Origin of the sequence: Aeromonas sp. R2-3 (assembly GCF_040908375.1) — a bacterium.
Classification (GTDB): Bacteria; Pseudomonadota; Gammaproteobacteria; order Enterobacterales; family Aeromonadaceae; genus Aeromonas; species Aeromonas veronii.
Genome location: NZ_JBFODP010000003.1, coordinates 205,524 through 220,459, shown reverse-complemented (window position 1 = coordinate 220,459; position 14,936 = coordinate 205,524). Strand labels below are relative to the sequence as shown.

15 protein-coding genes are annotated in these 14,936 nt (G+C 59.0%); 1 reads left to right on the top strand and 14 read right to left on the bottom strand.

Features of this window, described 5'->3' with window-relative positions:
* Nucleotides 1–70 precede the first annotated feature (70 nt).
* Nucleotides 71–1,435 (bottom strand): MDR family MFS transporter, encoded by a 1,365-nt coding sequence (locus AB5Z02_RS01020; RefSeq protein WP_042029753.1) that lies wholly within the window; start codon nt 1,433–1,435, stop codon nt 71–73.
* Nucleotides 1,436–1,606: 171 nt separating this feature from the next.
* Between AB5Z02_RS01020 and AB5Z02_RS01015 the strand changes: the two genes are divergently transcribed.
* On the top strand, nt 1,607–2,203 hold the full coding sequence (locus AB5Z02_RS01015) for an HAD family hydrolase (protein ID WP_368215007.1): 597 nt from the start codon (nt 1,607–1,609) through the stop codon (nt 2,201–2,203).
* A gap of 110 nt (nt 2,204–2,313) precedes the next feature.
* Here the strand turns inward: AB5Z02_RS01015 and AB5Z02_RS01010 are convergent, their stop codons facing one another.
* From AB5Z02_RS01010 to aroB, 13 genes are all read right to left on the bottom strand, one after another.
* Entirely contained in the window at nt 2,314–2,571 is a 258-nt protein-coding gene (locus AB5Z02_RS01010; RefSeq protein ID WP_368215006.1) for a hypothetical protein, read from the bottom strand.
* A 262-nt stretch (nt 2,572–2,833) separates the two neighbouring features.
* Nucleotides 2,834–3,631, bottom strand: coding sequence for a DUF1338 domain-containing protein (locus tag AB5Z02_RS01005; protein WP_368215005.1), 798 nt, complete (start codon nt 3,629–3,631; stop codon nt 2,834–2,836).
* A gap of 63 nt (nt 3,632–3,694) precedes the next feature.
* Nucleotides 3,695–5,164, bottom strand: a complete 1,470-nt coding sequence (gene astD, locus AB5Z02_RS01000) for a succinylglutamate-semialdehyde dehydrogenase (protein ID WP_368215004.1) — start codon at nt 5,162–5,164, stop codon at nt 3,695–3,697.
* 72 nt (nt 5,165–5,236) lie between these two features.
* Nucleotides 5,237–6,256, bottom strand: a complete 1,020-nt coding sequence (astA, locus tag AB5Z02_RS00995; protein ID WP_005334994.1) for an arginine N-succinyltransferase — start codon at nt 6,254–6,256, stop codon at nt 5,237–5,239.
* Nucleotides 6,257–6,332: 76 nt separating this feature from the next.
* Nucleotides 6,333–7,550 carry an aspartate aminotransferase family protein gene (locus tag AB5Z02_RS00990; RefSeq protein WP_368215002.1) on the bottom strand — a complete coding sequence of 406 codons (1,218 nt, stop codon included), beginning with the start codon at nt 7,548–7,550 and terminating at the stop codon, nt 6,333–6,335.
* A 276-nt stretch (nt 7,551–7,826) separates the two neighbouring features.
* Nucleotides 7,827–8,408: an aminodeoxychorismate synthase component II gene (locus AB5Z02_RS00985; RefSeq protein WP_368215001.1), complete on the bottom strand. Its 582-nt coding sequence runs from the start codon at nt 8,406–8,408 to the stop codon at nt 7,827–7,829.
* 21 nt (nt 8,409–8,429) lie between these two features.
* Nucleotides 8,430–8,645 carry a hypothetical protein gene (locus AB5Z02_RS00980; RefSeq protein WP_019446358.1) on the bottom strand — a complete coding sequence of 72 codons (216 nt, stop codon included), beginning with the start codon at nt 8,643–8,645 and terminating at the stop codon, nt 8,430–8,432.
* 119 nt (nt 8,646–8,764) lie between these two features.
* On the bottom strand, nt 8,765–9,769 hold the full coding sequence (gene trpS, locus AB5Z02_RS00975; protein WP_019446357.1) for a tryptophan--tRNA ligase: 1,005 nt from the start codon (nt 9,767–9,769) through the stop codon (nt 8,765–8,767).
* Between the two features lie 42 nt (nt 9,770–9,811).
* Nucleotides 9,812–10,480 (bottom strand): phosphoglycolate phosphatase, encoded by a 669-nt coding sequence (locus tag AB5Z02_RS00970; protein ID WP_368214999.1) that lies wholly within the window; start codon nt 10,478–10,480, stop codon nt 9,812–9,814.
* Nucleotides 10,467–11,141 carry a ribulose-phosphate 3-epimerase gene (gene rpe / locus AB5Z02_RS00965; protein ID WP_368214997.1) on the bottom strand — a complete coding sequence of 225 codons (675 nt, stop codon included), beginning with the start codon at nt 11,139–11,141 and terminating at the stop codon, nt 10,467–10,469. The genes AB5Z02_RS00970 and rpe overlap by 14 nt, the downstream gene beginning before the upstream one ends.
* A 188-nt stretch (nt 11,142–11,329) precedes the next feature.
* On the bottom strand, nt 11,330–12,202 hold the full coding sequence (locus AB5Z02_RS00960; protein WP_005335008.1) for a Dam family site-specific DNA-(adenine-N6)-methyltransferase: 873 nt from the start codon (nt 12,200–12,202) through the stop codon (nt 11,330–11,332).
* Between the two features lie 70 nt (nt 12,203–12,272).
* On the bottom strand, nt 12,273–13,853 hold the full coding sequence (locus AB5Z02_RS00955; protein ID WP_368214996.1) for an SPOR domain-containing protein: 1,581 nt from the start codon (nt 13,851–13,853) through the stop codon (nt 12,273–12,275).
* On the bottom strand, nt 13,843–14,925 hold the full coding sequence (gene aroB / locus AB5Z02_RS00950; protein WP_368214995.1) for a 3-dehydroquinate synthase: 1,083 nt from the start codon (nt 14,923–14,925) through the stop codon (nt 13,843–13,845). Before aroB ends, AB5Z02_RS00955 begins: the two co-directional genes overlap by 11 nt.
* Nucleotides 14,926–14,936 lie beyond the last annotated feature (11 nt).

The window sequence follows — 14,936 nt, the reverse complement described above, 5'->3', positions numbered from 1 at the left end:
ATAACGATCAGGGCTCCCCGCGGGGAGCCCTGATGCTATCTATGGTGAGCCAATGTCGGCGCAGGCCAAATCAGGCGCTGATGGAGGCCAGCTCATGGCGCTTCAACGCCAGCAGGGTGATGAGCAGCGCCAGCGTGGCGATCAGTGCCATGCCGATATAGGTCGCGCTGAAGCCCGGGGCCAGCAGATCGGGGGCGAGCCGGCTCAGATCGCCATCGCTGCCGGCTGGCAGGCGGAAGTGAAACAGCATGGAACAGATGGCCACGCCGACGGCACCGCCCAGCTCCCGCCCGAAGTTGAACAGCGACATGCCGATACCGCGATCCTGCCGTGGCAGGGCATTTTGCACTACTACCGAGAGGGCGGGCAGCACCAGACCCAGACCGATACCGGCAAACCCGAGCGCCAGCCTGACCCAGGCATCGAAGTGGATCTGCCACAGCGCCACCGCCGCGAGGCCAAAGCCCACCGCGACAAAGCTCTTGTAGTGACCGGTACGGCCAATCAGCTTGCCACCGACAAAGGCCCCGGCAGTGATGCAGATCATGAAGATAACCATGATGGCGCCGCTCTCGCTGGCGCTCATCCCCTTCTGCCACTGCATCTGCAACGGCAGATAGACCAGCACGGCAAACATCAGCAACTGGGAGAGCATCACCAGCAGCACGCTCACCAGATAGCCGGGCAGCCGGGCCAGATGGGCGGGCAATATGGGGTCGTGGGCACGCCGCTCAATCAGAATGAGCAATAGCAGTGCAACGCCCAGCGCCGCCGAGAGCCAGACGGCAGGTAACGCCGCCTCCGGCGAGAGCAACAACAGGGTGAGCGTGGTGACGGTAATCAGCAGACCCGCCCCCTTCCAGTCGAAGCGACTGTGGCGACGCACGTTGAGCTGCTTGAGGTTGCGGTTGATGAGAAAGACTGCCAGCGCCCCGAGCGGCAGATTGATCCAGAAGATCCAGCGCCAGCTGAGCTGCTCGGTGAAGTAGCCGCCAAGCAAGGGGCCAGCGATGCTGGAGACCGCATAGACCGCCGAGATATAGCCCTGATACTTGCCCACCTCCCGCGGCGGAATGGTATCGGCAATCACGGTAAACGCGAGGGCAATCAGACCGCCGCCCCCCAGCCCTTGCAGCACCCGCGCTGCCAGCAGGGTCTGCAGATCCTGAGAGAGGGCGCAGGCCACCGAGCCTGCCAGAAACAGGCCGATGCCGATATTGAGCATCCGCACCCGACCAAAGAGATCGCTCAGCTTGCCGTAGAGGGGCAACACGGCGGTGGCCGCCAACAGGTAGGCGGTGACCACCCAGGTGAGGGCGCCACCGGCATGCAGTTCGGCGCCAATCATGGGCAGCGGGGTAGTGACGATGCTTTTTTCCAGTGATCCCAGTGCGATCACCAGCGCCACACTCGAGAAGATGGTTTTCGGGGACATAAGAGGACTCGCTAATCTGATATGCCAAAGGATCCGGCATTGAGCGAATTATTGTCTCACAAATCAGCAAGAGAGAGAAAAAACCACGGCCGGCCATCTTCAACCATGAGGCCGATCCCACAATCCAGGTCCCCGATCTGCTAGCCTGCCCTATTTAGCCAAGGAGTCCCCATGAGCGAGCAGTACCGGTTTGATCACTACGATGCCCTGATTTTCGATATGGATGGCACTCTGGTTGATTCCATGCCCCTCCACCTCGATGCCTGGGAGCTCACCTGCGCCGAATTCGGCATTCCCTTCAAGCGGGAGCAGCTCTACCAGTACGGCGGCATTCCGACTCGCAAGATCATCGCCATGCTGGCCGAGCAGCAGGGACTGGAGGTAGATACCGACGCCTTCGCCCGCCGCAAGATTGCCCTCTATATGGAACATATCGACAAGGTCAGAGTCTTCCCCCGGATGTGGGAGCTGGTCAGGCACTATCACGGCAGGGTGCCGATGGGGATTGGTACCGGTTCACCGCGCAATCAGGCGGAGTCGATCCTGAAGAGTACCGGTCTCGATGCCTATATCTCTGTGGTGGTGAGCGCCGATGACGTCATCAACCACAAGCCGCACCCGGACACCTTCCTGCAGGTAGCCGAACAGCTGGGGGCCAATCCGGCCAACTGTCTGGTGTTTGAAGATACCCAGATCGGGCTTGAGGCAGGCAAGGCGGCAGGTATGGATACCGTGCTGGTGCTTGAGGGAGAGTGGCACCCGAGATAACAGGGATATCGCCACCGTGCCAAGGCACAACTGCAATCATTTTCGGGGAGCCTGACAGCTCCCCGACTCGTAACTGGCTGACGCCTGTTTGCCCAACCTATTTGCCCGACCTATTTGCTCGAGAGGGAGGCCGCAGACGCAGGTACTTCAGACACCGTGAGAGTAAAGCCATCGGCATGCAACTCATGCTGCTTCTGATGAGCGCACAGCAGCTCCAGCGCCTTGCTCGGACTATCCGCGAAGGTGGGCGCAGCAATGGCAGCAAAACCCTGTGCAACCAGATGTCGACGCTCATCGCTATAGCTGGGTGCATTCGCATCGAGATAGGTAAGCGACTGACCTTGCTTGAAAAAGTGATAGTTAGGCATCGATTGGCCCCGCAAAAATAAAGCGTCATTCTACTCCTTTTTGCCCGCTTGCCTGCGTCAATCTGTGGCGTATCGAGTGATCTCGTTCACATTTTTATCAACAATTCGGCCACACCAAACACCAGCAAAACCCATACCCCCTCTCCTCTTAAGTCATTGATAACCGGAGAGAGCGCCACCACCCGCGCCAAACAAAACGCCTCCACAGTGGAGGCGTTTTCATCTCGGATAGCGCGGCACAACCCGTGTCGGTCACCGACCCTTACATCGCGTTGGTCGATTCGAAGATCTTGTCGGCCGACGCCTCGACGAAGCCCGGATAGAGCACACCATCTGGCTGCGGGTAGCGCAGGGCGAATTCATAGAAGCAGCTCGGGATAGTACGCACCCCATCGCTGAACGGCACATCCGCCTTGTCGGCCATGGTGGAGGATTGCTCCAGCATGACCTGCGGATCCCCTTTCACCTCGCCACCCACGCTGTTGAGGACAAAACCCGCCGCCTTGAGCGCCGCGTTGACCTGCTCGATGGTATCGAAGTCCTTCAACTTGTTGATATTGACCGTGAAGTGGTTGGCACGATAACCCCAGGCTGCCATCCAGGCTGCATACTCGCTCTCCGCCAGCAGGGTCTGGTAGTCGGCGTAAGAGACCTGCCAGGGGGCACCGGCGTAGAGAAATGCCGGGGTATCGGTCAGATGCTCGGGCACCTGATCCGCCAGCTTGTGGATGATGGCCTGCGCGCCTGCGGAGAGCTCTTCGACCTTCAGCTCGCTGATAAACACCTTGGGAGCATCGGGATCCTTGTGCTCGAAGTGTTTGGCGTTGAGCTTCTTCGCCTTGAACACATACTCCCCCTTCTGCTCGTAACCCAGCGCCAGAAAGTGGGCGGCCAGCTTCTCCAACCCCAGTTTGGGCAGGTTGTAGGTCCGAAAGGCGATGTGGTCGTTGATGATGGGCTCACCGCCCCCCAGCAGGGCATGCACTTTAAGGGCGCTCGGCGTCACCTTGATGTAGTTGTCCCACAGATGACTGAACAGGGTGTTGATATCCTTTTGCATCTCTCTTTCCTTTGATTGCGGGTACAGGTTGGGGCACCCGCCGGATGCCCCGTTTTGTTATTGTCAGAAGCTCAGACCGGGAGACAGCTGCTCCGGCATTGCCGCTTTGCTATCCTCGACGGATGCAACCGGATAGGCACAGTAGTCAGCGGCGTAGTAGGCGCTCGCCCTGTGGTTGCCGGAAGCGCCGATACCGCCAAACGGCGCGGCACTGGAGGCACCGGTTATGGGCTTGTTCCAGTTGACGATGCCGGCGCGGATCCGCTTGAAGAAGTGATTCCAGTCCGCCTCCTTGTCACCCAGCAAACCGGCCGAGAGGCCGTAGCGAGTGGCATTGGCCAGATCGATGGCCGCATCGAAATCGTCATAGCGGATCAACTGCAGCAGCGGGCCGAAGTACTCTTCGTCCGGCAGCGCGCTGACCGCAGTCACGTCGATGATGCCCGGGGAGACAAAGCCGGTGCCCGCTTTCAGGTGCTCAAGCACCTGCAGGCTCTCGCCGCCCAGCTGTTGCAGGTTAGCTTGTGCCTCAACCATGCCAATCGCAGCTTTCTCGCTGATCATCGCCCCCATAAACGGCTGTTCTGCAGCGTCATAGAGGCCGACCTTGATCTTGCCCACCACCTCGACCAGTCGCTTGACCAGCGCATCGCCACGCTCGCCGCGCTCGACAAACAGACGACGCGAGCAGGTGCAGCGCTGACCGGAGGTGATAAACGCCGACTGGATAATGGCATGGACGGCACCGTCGATGTCGCTCACCTCTTTCACGATCAGCGGGTTGTTGCCACCCATCTCGAGGGCCAGAATTTTGCCCGGCTGGCCGGCAAACTGCTGATGGAGGAAATGACCGGTACGGGATGAACCGGTAAAGAAGAGGCCGTCGATATCGGGGTTGCCCGCCAGCGCCTTGCCGGTCTCGACCTCGCCCTGCACCAGATTGAGCACTCCCTTGGGCAGTCCCGCTTCCTGCCACACCTTGACCATGGCTTCCGCCACCATGGGGGTCAGCTCGGAGGGTTTGAACACCACGGCATTGCCCGCGATCAGCGCTGGCACTATGTGGCCGTTGGGCAGATGGCCCGGGAAGTTGTAGGGGCCGAACACCGCCACCACACCGTGGGGCTTGTGACGGACATACGCCTTGGCGCCCGGCATGGGGTTTTCCACCGTACCGGTACGCTCGTCATGGGCGCGGATGGAGATGGCAATCTTGCCCTGCATGGCGGCCACTTCGGTGCGGGTCTCCCACAGCGGTTTGCCGGTTTCGCGGGCGATAGTCAGGGCCAGTGCCTCTTTCTGCTCGCCGAGCAGGTCGGCATAACGACGCACTATGGCCAGACGACCCTCAAGGCTCATGTCCGCCCAGTGGTAGAAGGCGGCACGAGCGGCCTTGACGGCGGCATCCACCTGCGCCGCACTGGCGGCAGCCCCCTGCCAGATCACCTCGTTCTTGGCCGGATCGGTTGACTCGAACGGCTTGCCTTCACCGGCAAGCCACTGACCGTCGATAAATTGCACTAACTGGCTCATCCATTCACTCCCTGTCGCTGGCAGGCAGCCTCGGCTGCCTGTCTGATAATCGGTTTGCTTGTCCTGTTTGCCTCAGTCGAGGTCGACCACCCGCACCATGTCGCCATCCTGCACCTTGAGTGCCGCCGCCATCTTGGGCGGGATGATGGCTTCGTGCTTGTCGAGATCGACCCGGATATTGCCGTAGCAGGCGCGGTAATGTTCGAAACGGCTGTTGCAGATAAGGTGGGTCTTGCCACCAATGGGCTCGCCCACCAGCACCCGCAGCTTCTTGCTGCGGCGCACGCTGCGAATATTCTTCACGTCGCACTCGACGGTGGGGCCCGCATCGAAAATATCGACGTAGCCACGGTTCACGAAGCCCTCGTCCTGCAGCATCTTGATGGCCGGGCGGGTCTTCTCGTGGGTCTGGCCGATAACGGCCCGCGCCTCTTTGCTCAGCAAATTGACGTAGATGGGGTACTTGGGCATCAGTTCGGCGATAAAACGCTTCTTGCCGATGCCGGTCAGATAGTCGACGGTGGGAAAATCCATCGAGAAGAAATGGGTTTGCAGCCACTCGTAGAAGGGGCTGTGACCGTTGGCATCGGAGACGCCGCGCATCTCGGCGAAGACGGTCTCGTCAAACAGCTCGGGGTGCTCGGCCATAAACAGAAAGCGGTGCTTGGAGAGCAGGCGGCCGTTGAGCCCCTCGCGGGCACATTCGCGCAAGAACAGGGTGCAGAGCTCGGAGTTGCCGGTGTAGTCGTTGGAGAGGGTCAGGGTTTCAACGACGTTGTAGATGCCGAGCTTGGGGGAAGAGTGCACCACCTTGCCGATGTGGTAGTTGTAAAACGGCTGGGAGAGGCCAACCGCAGCATCGATGGCACAGGTGCCGACCATCTCGCCGGTCTCCAGATCCTCGGCCACGAAGAAGTAGAGGCAGTCCCCCTTACCGGCAGGCTTGTCGGAAAAAGTCTGGGTAGAGGCGTCAATCTTGCGCTGCAGCAGCTCATCGTTGACGGGCAACGAGGTCATGCCGGTGCCGGACTCGATGGCGCAGGTCTTGAGCCCGGCAAAATCTTTTTGCTCGATGGGACGGATAACCAACATAAATGACAACTCCCTTTCATTGACGACAGGTGGGGTCCCGGCTCCTGCCGGGAGAGCTCCCCACCTCAATTTGGAATCAGGCGTTAACCACCTGGGCAACCGCCTTCTCGAAGCGGGCCAACCCTTCCTTGATGTCCGCTTCCGGGATCACCAGTGAAGGGGCAAAACGAACCACGTTGGTACCAGCCACCAGTGCCATCAGCCCCTGATCGATGGAGGCCAGCAGGAAGTCGCGGGAACGCCCCTTGTAGGCATCGCTCAGGGCCGCGCCCAGCAGCAGACCCTTGCCGCGGATCTCGCTAAAGCAGTGGTATTTGGCGTTGATTGCCTCGAGCCCCTCGCGGAACAGCTGCTCGCGCTGCTTGATGCCAGCCAGCACCTCCGGGGTATTGATCACATCGATCACCGCTTCCGCCACCGCGCAGGCCAGCGGGTTGCCGCCGTAGGTAGAGCCGTGAGTGCCCACTTTCAGGTAAGAGGCGATTTCGTTGGTAGTCAGCATGGCGCCGATGGGGAAACCGCCACCCAGTGCCTTGGCGCTGGTGAGGATGTCCGGCGTGACGCCAAGCCCCATGTAGGCGTAGAGCTCACCGGTACGACCGACACCGGACTGCACCTCGTCATAGATGAGCAGGGCATTGTGCTTGTCGCACAGCTCGCGCACCCCTTTGGCAAACTCGTCGGTGGGACGAATGATGCCCCCCTCCCCCTGCAGCGGCTCCATCACCACGGCGCAGGTGTTATCGGAGATCACGTCAGCCAGCGCGGCCAGATCGTTGTAGGGGACGTGGGTGATGTCACCGGGCTTGGGCCCGAAACCATCGGAGTAGGCAGCCTGACCGCCGACGCTGACGGTAAAGAAGGTGCGACCGTGGAAGCCCTGATTGAAGGCGATGATCTGGGTCTTATGCTCGCCGAACTTCTCGATGGCGTAGCGGCGGGCCAGCTTGAGGGCGGCCTCGTTGGCCTCGGCGCCGGAGTTGCAGAAGTAGACCTTGTCGGCAAAGGTGGCGGCGACCAGCTTCTTGGCCAGACGCAGGGCCGGCTCGTTGGTCATCACGTTGGAGAGGTGCCACAGCTTCTCGCCCTGGCTTTTCAGGGCCTCGACCAGCTTGGGATGGCAGTGGCCAAGGCCGTTTACGGCGATGCCCCCGGCAAAGTCGACATACTCGCGACCATCCTGATCCCAGACACGTGATCCTTCGCCACGCACCGGGATGATCTTGGCCGGCGCATAGTTGGGAACCATCACTTCATCAAACACTTCACGTGTCACTGCCAACAATTCTGACATATAGCTCTCCTTCGATTCGGCGACAGAATAATCCACCGCCCAAAAGTTAAATCCGTGTAAACGTGACGGGATTATCACAGAAATAAAGTAAAAAGTCTGTAACAAGAGGGCCTGTAAGGAACAATGTTCGACTGCCCCTGATATTTTAGGCAACCGCATTGCATAACGACTCAGGGGGGCTTGGCAAGAGATAATTTGGGCAGGAGAGGGGGTGAATAAAGTGTCAGAGAAATTTTTTTTGCCTTCTCTCGATATTGAGAAGGTGGTCACAACTTTTTATGAACGGGTCAGAAAATTGGCCAGTAACAAATGACCCTGCTCGCTCAAAATACTCTCCGGATGGAACTGCACACCCTCGATGTTGAGCGTCTTGTGACGCACTCCCATGATCTCGTCGAACGAGCCATCGGCATGCTCGCTCCAAGCGGTGATCTCGAAGCAGTCGGGCAGCGTCTCGCGCTCCACCACCAACGAATGATATCGGGTCACCCGCAAGGGGTCCTTGAGGCCGCAGAATACCCCTTCGCCGCGATGGCGGATGAGGGAGGTCTTGCCGTGCATTACCTGACGCGCGCGAACCACGCGGGCGCCAAACGCCTGCGCCAGCGACTGATGACCAAGGCAAACGCCGAGAATGGGCAGCTTGCCAGCGAAATGGGTGATGGCGTCGAGAGAGATACCTGCCTCGTTGGGAGTACAGGGGCCGGGAGAGATAACCAGAAAACGGGGAGATAACTGCTCGATATCGGTCAGCGTCAGTTCATCATTGCGTCTGACCTCGACCTCCTGACCCAGCGCACCAAAATATTGCACCAGATTCCAGGTAAAGGAGTCGTAGTTATCAATTAACAGCAACATGAGATAACCAGCAGCGGAGAATTAACGATCGAGAAAACGACCCTGCTCCATTTCCCGCTCACGCTGACATTCGGCCAGATAGATGGCGGCAGCGATGGCAGCGGTCTTGTGATGCTTGTCGATGGCATTGGAGACCATCAATTGCAGGGTATTGAGGTTTTTCGCCTTGCGAAACTTGCGCAGCCAGTGACCTTTGTCACTCAGCTCTTCAATTGAAATATTCGGTTGAACAGACATGGGTACTCTTGGGGATATATCCCGGGTTGGAATAATAAAATAAAACAAAAATAGAGCTGGGGAAAATAAAGAAAGCCAGGCAAATACCCAGCTCTCTTCTACTACACCTTCCCAGTATGTCAGGCTCGAGGAACGAAGCCGACTACATCATATACGCTGGTCAAAGTTTTTTCAGCCCTTTCACGCGCCTTTTGTGCCCCTTCGGCCAAAATCGCAATCAGATGGGCCTCATCCTGACGCAGCTCATTGAAACGGGCCTGAATCGGCTCCAGCAGTGCGACAACAGCCTCGGCGGTTTCGGTCTTGAGGTGACCGTACATCTTGCCTTCAAAATGCTGCTCCAGCTCCGGGATGGAGCGACCGGTCACACCGGACATCAGGGTCAGCAGGTTGGAGACGCCCGGTTTGTTTTCCGGATCGAAACGCACCACGGCCGGATCGTCGGAGTCGGTTACCGCACGTTTGATCTTCTTGACGATCTGCTTGGGATCTTCCAGCAGGCCGATGAAGTTGGCCTCGTTGTCATCCGACTTGGACATCTTCTTAGTCGGATCCTGCAGGCTCATCACCCGCGCCCCTTCGGTCGGAATGAAGGGCTCCGGCATGGTGAACACTTCACCATAGAGGTTGTTGAAGCGGGTGCAGATATCGCGAGTCAGCTCGAGATGCTGCTTCTGGTCGTTGCCGACCGGCACCTGATTGGCCTGATAGAGCAGGATATCGGCCGCCATCAGCACCGGATAACCGAACAGGCCGACGTTGACATTGTTCTCGAAACGGGCGGACTTGTCCTTGAACTGGGTCATGCGCGACAGCTCACCCATCTGGGTGTAGCAGTTGAGGATCCAGCCCAGCTCGGCGTGCTGCGGCACGTGAGACTGGATGAAAACGGTGCTCTTCTTGGGATCGATACCGACCGCCAGATAGAGGGCGGCCGCATCGAGGCAGGCCTTGCGCAGGGCAACCGGATCCTGGCGGGTGGTGATGGCATGCAGGTCGACGATACAGTAGAGGCAGTCGTACTCATCCTGCATATTGACCCACTGACGCAGCGCGCCCATGTAGTTGCCGATGGTCAGCTGACCGGAGGGCTGCGCCCCGCTCAATACGATTGGTTTGGTCATGAGAGTAGTAATCCTTGTAATTCAGCCAGTCCGGCGACGCGCTTAGCTCAGCAGCGCATCGAGCTGGGAAAAGTGTTCGAACACCCAGTCAGGCCGGGAGTCGGCAATGGGGCGACCATAGTTGTAACCGTAGGTCAGGCCCACCACCTTCATGCCGGCAGCCTTGGCAGCCAGCACATCATTTTCGGAGTCACCTACCATCAGGGTGCGAGCCGGACTCACTCCCAGCTCCTGGCAGGCGTGCAGCAAGGGCTCCGGGCTCGGCTTCTTGACCGGTACGCAGTTGCCGCCGAGCCAGAGCGCGAAGCAATCGCTGATACCGAGGGCATCAAGAATAGGCGCGACAAAATCGCTCGGCTTGTTGGTGACGATCGCCTGCTGATAACCCAGGGTTTGCAGGCGGCGCAGACTCCGGGCAACCCCATCATACATGGCCAATCCCTGCAGCAAACAGGCGTTGTAGTGCTGGAAAAAGATCGGACGGGCCTTGGCAAACAGCTCAGGGTCGGCCTCGCGATAGGCAAGGGCCCGCTGGATCAGCTTGTCGGCACCATTGCCGACCCAGGTACGGATAACCACTTCATCAGCTTGTTCCAGACCCAGATCAGCCAGAGTCAGATTGACTGCCAGCGCCAGTTGGGCGGCGCTGTCGATCAGGGTGCCGTCCAGATCGAACAGCACCAGATCAAATGCGCGCTCAGCGTTTGACATGAGCCAGCTCCGCACGCATCTGGTCGATCACCGCTTTGTAATCGGGCTTGCCGAAGATGGCAGAGCCGGCGACGAACATGTCGGCACCCGCTTCAGCGATTTCACGGATATTGTCGACCTTGACCCCGCCATCGATCTCGAGGCGAATGTCACGGCCGCTCTCGTCGATCAGGCGACGAACCTGACGCAGCTTGTCGATGGTGCCGGGGATGAAGCTCTGGCCACCGAAGCCCGGGTTGACCGACATCAGCAGGATCACGTCCAGCTTGTCCATCACATACTCGAGGCTGGAGAGCGAGGTAGCCGGATTGAGCACCAGACCCGCCTGGCAGCCCATCTCCTTGATGAGGCCCAAAGAGCGGTCAACGTGGTCGGAGGCTTCCGGATGGAAGGTGATGAGGGAAGCACCCGCCTTGGCAAAATCAGGAATGATGCGATCTACCGGCTTGACCATCAGATGCACGTCGATGGGTGCCTCGATACCAAAGTCACGCAGCGCCTGACAGACCATGGGGCCAATGGTCAGGTTGGGGACATAGTGGTTGTCCATCACGTCGAAGTGAACCACGTCGGCACCGGCAGCCAGTACCTTGGCTACGTCGTCACCCAGACGGGCAAAATCGGCAGAGAGGATCGAGGGGGCAATCAGAAAGTCTTTCATCAGCATCATCCATTGGCAGCCAGGGAGAAAAAGCGGCGCAATTTTAACGTAAATGGCGGGCGAAAACGACTCGAAAGCGGGAGAAATGGGGCAATCGCCTCCCCTCCCCCAACAACCCGGGTTTTGGGGCATCGGCACGGGCGCGACTCGCCCATAAAAAACGGCGCCCCTGGGCGCCGCATGGTCTGTTACGTCAGTGGCAGCAGTTCACTGTCGCTGGGATAGTAGCCCTGCTCCGGTTCGATTCCGGGGGGATAGAGCGCCAACAACTCGGCCACCTTGTTGCGGGTGCCGCCGTTGCGGCTGATGGTGCGCTTGACCAGGATCTCGTCGAGGCGGGCACCGCGATAAAGCTCACGAGTCAGCTCGATATCGTGGTTGCTGATCAGCACCGGCACCCCTTTGTGAGCGGCTGTGTGACGGGCCAGTCGCGCCAGGATCGCCTGATCATCCAGGGTAAAACCGCCGGAGGCATAGGTGGTGAAGCTCGCCGTAGTGGAGAGCGGCGCATAGGGTGGATCACAATAGATAACCCAATCCTCTTCGGCACGCTTGATGGCGTCGGCGTAGCTCTCGCAGATAAAGGTCGCCTTCTGCGCCTTTTCGGCAAAGGCCCACAGCTCTTTTTCCGGGAAATAGGGTTTCTTGTAGGAACCGAACGGCACGTTGAAGCCGCCCTTCTTGTTGTAGCGGCACAATCCATTGAAACCGTGACGGTTGAGGAACAGGAACAAGAGTGCCCGCTCGAAGGTAGTCTCGGTCTGATTGAACTGGGTACGCAGCCGGTAATAGGCCGCCTTGTGGTTGTGCTCTGCCACAAACAGCTTGCGCGCCTCGGCAATGAAACTGTCCGGCGTCAGCTTGAGGTGGTTGTACAGGCAGATCAGATCCGGATTGATGTCATTGAGCACATACGCGTCGTAGTCGGTGTTGAGAAACACAGACCCGGCCCCGACGAAGGGCTCCAGCAACACACGCCCGGCCGGCAGGCGCTCGGCGATCTCTTCAACCAGGGAGTATTTTCCCCCGGCCCATTTTAAAAAAGCGCGTGTTTTTTTCATGGAAATCCGGTGTGTAAGAAGGCAAGACCCAAAAAGGGGGACGATTCTACCCCCTTATCCGGTATCAAGGCTATTGCTTCAGCTCTTTTTGTACCTGTGCAAACGACTTGGGCCAGGGCTGGCCTTTCAGCAAGGCTGGCGGAAGCTTGCGAATGGCACTCTTGGCCTGGGTCAGACCGGCATAATCCCCTTGCAGCACCACATACCAGGGGCTGCCACGGAATTTGGTCTGATAGACCCATACCTTGCCCGCCAGACCATGCTCGGCGACAAATTGATCCACCGCCTTGGTGTTGCTCGCCCCCATCAGCTGAACGCTGTAGTGGTTGCGCGGCTTCTTGTTCAAGGTGGCGACCGGTGTCAGGGCCACTTTGGGTGCTGGCGCGGCAACCGGCTCGTTGCTGGCGGTTTTGGTGGTAGCAGCAGGCGTTGCGGTTGTCGCCGGATTCAGTGCTTTGGAGGTACTGGCTGGCGCCGTGGTTGCGATTGCACCACTGGGGGCTGTGCCACTCGGGTTCTTGCCGGTCAGCTCGTCCACCACGTCAGTAGGCAGAGCGCCGCTCACCTTGGGTTCGGTCATCAGCTTTTGCACGACCTCGTCAGAGATCACCACCCGACGCCCTTCGTAATTGGTTGATTCGGTGGTCACAGTTTCGCTCTCCACCGATTTGGGCAGCACTTTCGCCTCCGGCTGCCAATCCTTCACAACCCCGTTGGGATTGCTGGCTGCATCGCTGTTTTGCGCGCCTTGTTCAGCGGCATCGGTATTCGAACCGCCTGCGGTGAGGGGATCGCCTCCCGCTACCGGGATCGGCAATGCCTTGTTCTGCGCCGGATCATGCAGCGCCGGTTTGCTTTCATTGTCAAACAGCGCAGGCAGCAGGTAGCTCAGCGCCAGCAGGCCGCCAGCGACCAGCGCGATAGCAGTGGCAATCTTCTTGACAGGCAACTCCGCCTGACGCTTCTTGGGCCTTCTGTCGGTCATGATATCCTCCAGTAACTGCATGATGGTGGACGGATGTCCGTTCGCCGTTTTCAGGATCTCCTCCACTTGCGGCTTGGGCAAGAGGGTCGCCGGGATCTTGAGCTCTTTGGCTTTCTCATACAAGAAGATGCGCTGCTCGGGCGGGCTCAGGGGCGGCACTTCCAGCTCAAGGGCTGGCATGGCACGCCCTTTGAGCTGCGGCCGTTGGGTACGACACCAGACGTCACTGCCCGAGACAATAATGGCCAGCTGATGGGGCGCCGCCAGGGTATCGTTATGACGGATGATCGCCCACAACTCTCCCAGCAGTTCGGCTGGCAACTGGTCGGCCCGCTCTATCAGTAGCAACAGGGTGGCTGGCTTGCTCCCCTCCAGCATGCGAAAGAAGCTCTCCGCCAGCGCATCCTGTGAATTGAACAGCGGGCGCGCCACCACCTGTGGCAGCAACAGCTGGCGCACATCCACCATCTTCATGGCAGGCGTACCAATCAGGCTTACCACCCGCACTTTTTCCGGCAACACGCCGAGCAGGGATTCGCACAGGGTACCGCGACCACAACCGGGTTTACCGGAGAGAAAAATGAAAGGGTGATTGAATTCAATCAGATGCAGCAGCCGGTCAACCAGCTGCCGCTGGGAAGGAAGTTTTAGCAGTTTATTCGTCACGACCAGACTCGATCACCGCCAGCAACTCGGCATCGGACACATCCCCCACCACCTGCGCATGGCCGATACCAACCGGCAACACCAGACGCAGCTTGCCTTCCAGCACCTTCTTGTCACGGCGCATATGGCGAATAAAGGCGGCGAAATCCATCTCGGCAGGCGCATGAATGGGAAGATTGGCGGCCAGCAGCAGGGCGCGCACTCGCGCAACGTCCTCTTCGCTCATATCGCCACGGGCCTGCGCAGTCCAGGCTGCCAGCATGGTGCCAGCGGATACCGCTTCACCATGCAGCCAGTTGCCATACCCCTGCTCGGCCTCGATGGCATGACCAAAGGTGTGACCCAGATTGAGCAGCGCACGGACGCCGTGCTCGGTCTCATCCTGACCGACCACATCGGCTTTGATCTCGCAGCAACGTTTGATGGCGTAGGCCAGCGCGGCAGGTTCCAGCTGTTGCAGACGCACCATGTTCTGCTCCAGCCAGCTGAAGAAATCAGCATCCCAAATGATGCCGTATTTGATCACCTCGGCCATCCCTGCGGCAAATTCGCGGGCTGGCAAGGTACTCAGACATTCGGTATCGATAACAACTTGTTTGGGCTGATAAAAAGCCCCAATCATGTTCTTGCCGAGGGGGTGGTTGACCGCGGTTTTACCGCCGACAGAGGAGTCAACCTGGGAGAGCAGGGTGGTCGGGATCTGGATAAAAGGAATGCCACGTTGATAGCTTGCTGCCGCAAAGCCCACCACATCTCCGATCACGCCGCCCCCCAGAGCGATCAGTGTCGTATCGCGCCCATGGTTGGTTTCAAGCAGAGCAGACATGATCTGCTCAAAGGTCGCCAGGTTCTTGTACGCCTCGCCGTCAGGCAGGATCAGGTGTTCAACCTGAAAACCCGACAGCAGAGCGATTACCTGTTCAAGATAAAGCGGAGCAACGACCGTGTTGGTCACTATCATCACCCGCTTGCCCTTGATGGTCGATACCAGCGCCTCGGGGCGCTGCAACAACCCGGCAGCTATCTCGATGGGATAGCTGCGTTCACCCAGTTCGACCTTCAACCGTTCCATGGACGTCCTCT

Bases quoted from the DNA above. Each gene is read 5' to 3' on its own strand.
- astA (WP_005334994.1), bottom strand. From the start codon at position 6,256: ATGTTGGTTATCCGTCCCATCGAGCAAAAAGATTTTGCCGGGCTCAAG.
- AB5Z02_RS00960 (WP_005335008.1), bottom strand. From the start codon at position 12,202: ATGAAAAAAACACGCGCTTTTTTAAAATGGGCCGGGGGAAAATACTCC.
- AB5Z02_RS00990 (WP_368215002.1), bottom strand. From the start codon at position 7,550: ATGTCAGAATTGTTGGCAGTGACACGTGAAGTGTTTGATGAAGTGATG.
- AB5Z02_RS01015 (WP_368215007.1), top strand. From the start codon at position 1,607: ATGAGCGAGCAGTACCGGTTTGATCACTACGATGCCCTGATTTTCGAT.
- AB5Z02_RS00970 (WP_368214999.1), bottom strand. From the start codon at position 10,480: ATGTCAAACGCTGAGCGCGCATTTGATCTGGTGCTGTTCGATCTGGAC.
- astD (WP_368215004.1), bottom strand. From the start codon at position 5,164: ATGAGCCAGTTAGTGCAATTTATCGACGGTCAGTGGCTTGCCGGTGAA.
- rpe (WP_368214997.1), bottom strand. From the start codon at position 11,141: ATGAAAGACTTTCTGATTGCCCCCTCGATCCTCTCTGCCGATTTTGCC.
- trpS (WP_019446357.1), bottom strand. From the start codon at position 9,769: ATGACCAAACCAATCGTATTGAGCGGGGCGCAGCCCTCCGGTCAGCTG.
- aroB (WP_368214995.1), bottom strand. From the start codon at position 14,925: ATGGAACGGTTGAAGGTCGAACTGGGTGAACGCAGCTATCCCATCGAG.
- AB5Z02_RS01020 (WP_042029753.1), bottom strand. From the start codon at position 1,435: ATGTCCCCGAAAACCATCTTCTCGAGTGTGGCGCTGGTGATCGCACTG.
- AB5Z02_RS00985 (WP_368215001.1), bottom strand. From the start codon at position 8,408: ATGTTGCTGTTAATTGATAACTACGACTCCTTTACCTGGAATCTGGTG.
- AB5Z02_RS01005 (WP_368215005.1), bottom strand. From the start codon at position 3,631: ATGCAAAAGGATATCAACACCCTGTTCAGTCATCTGTGGGACAACTAC.
- AB5Z02_RS01010 (WP_368215006.1), bottom strand. From the start codon at position 2,571: ATGCCTAACTATCACTTTTTCAAGCAAGGTCAGTCGCTTACCTATCTC.
- AB5Z02_RS00980 (WP_019446358.1), bottom strand. From the start codon at position 8,645: ATGTCTGTTCAACCGAATATTTCAATTGAAGAGCTGAGTGACAAAGGT.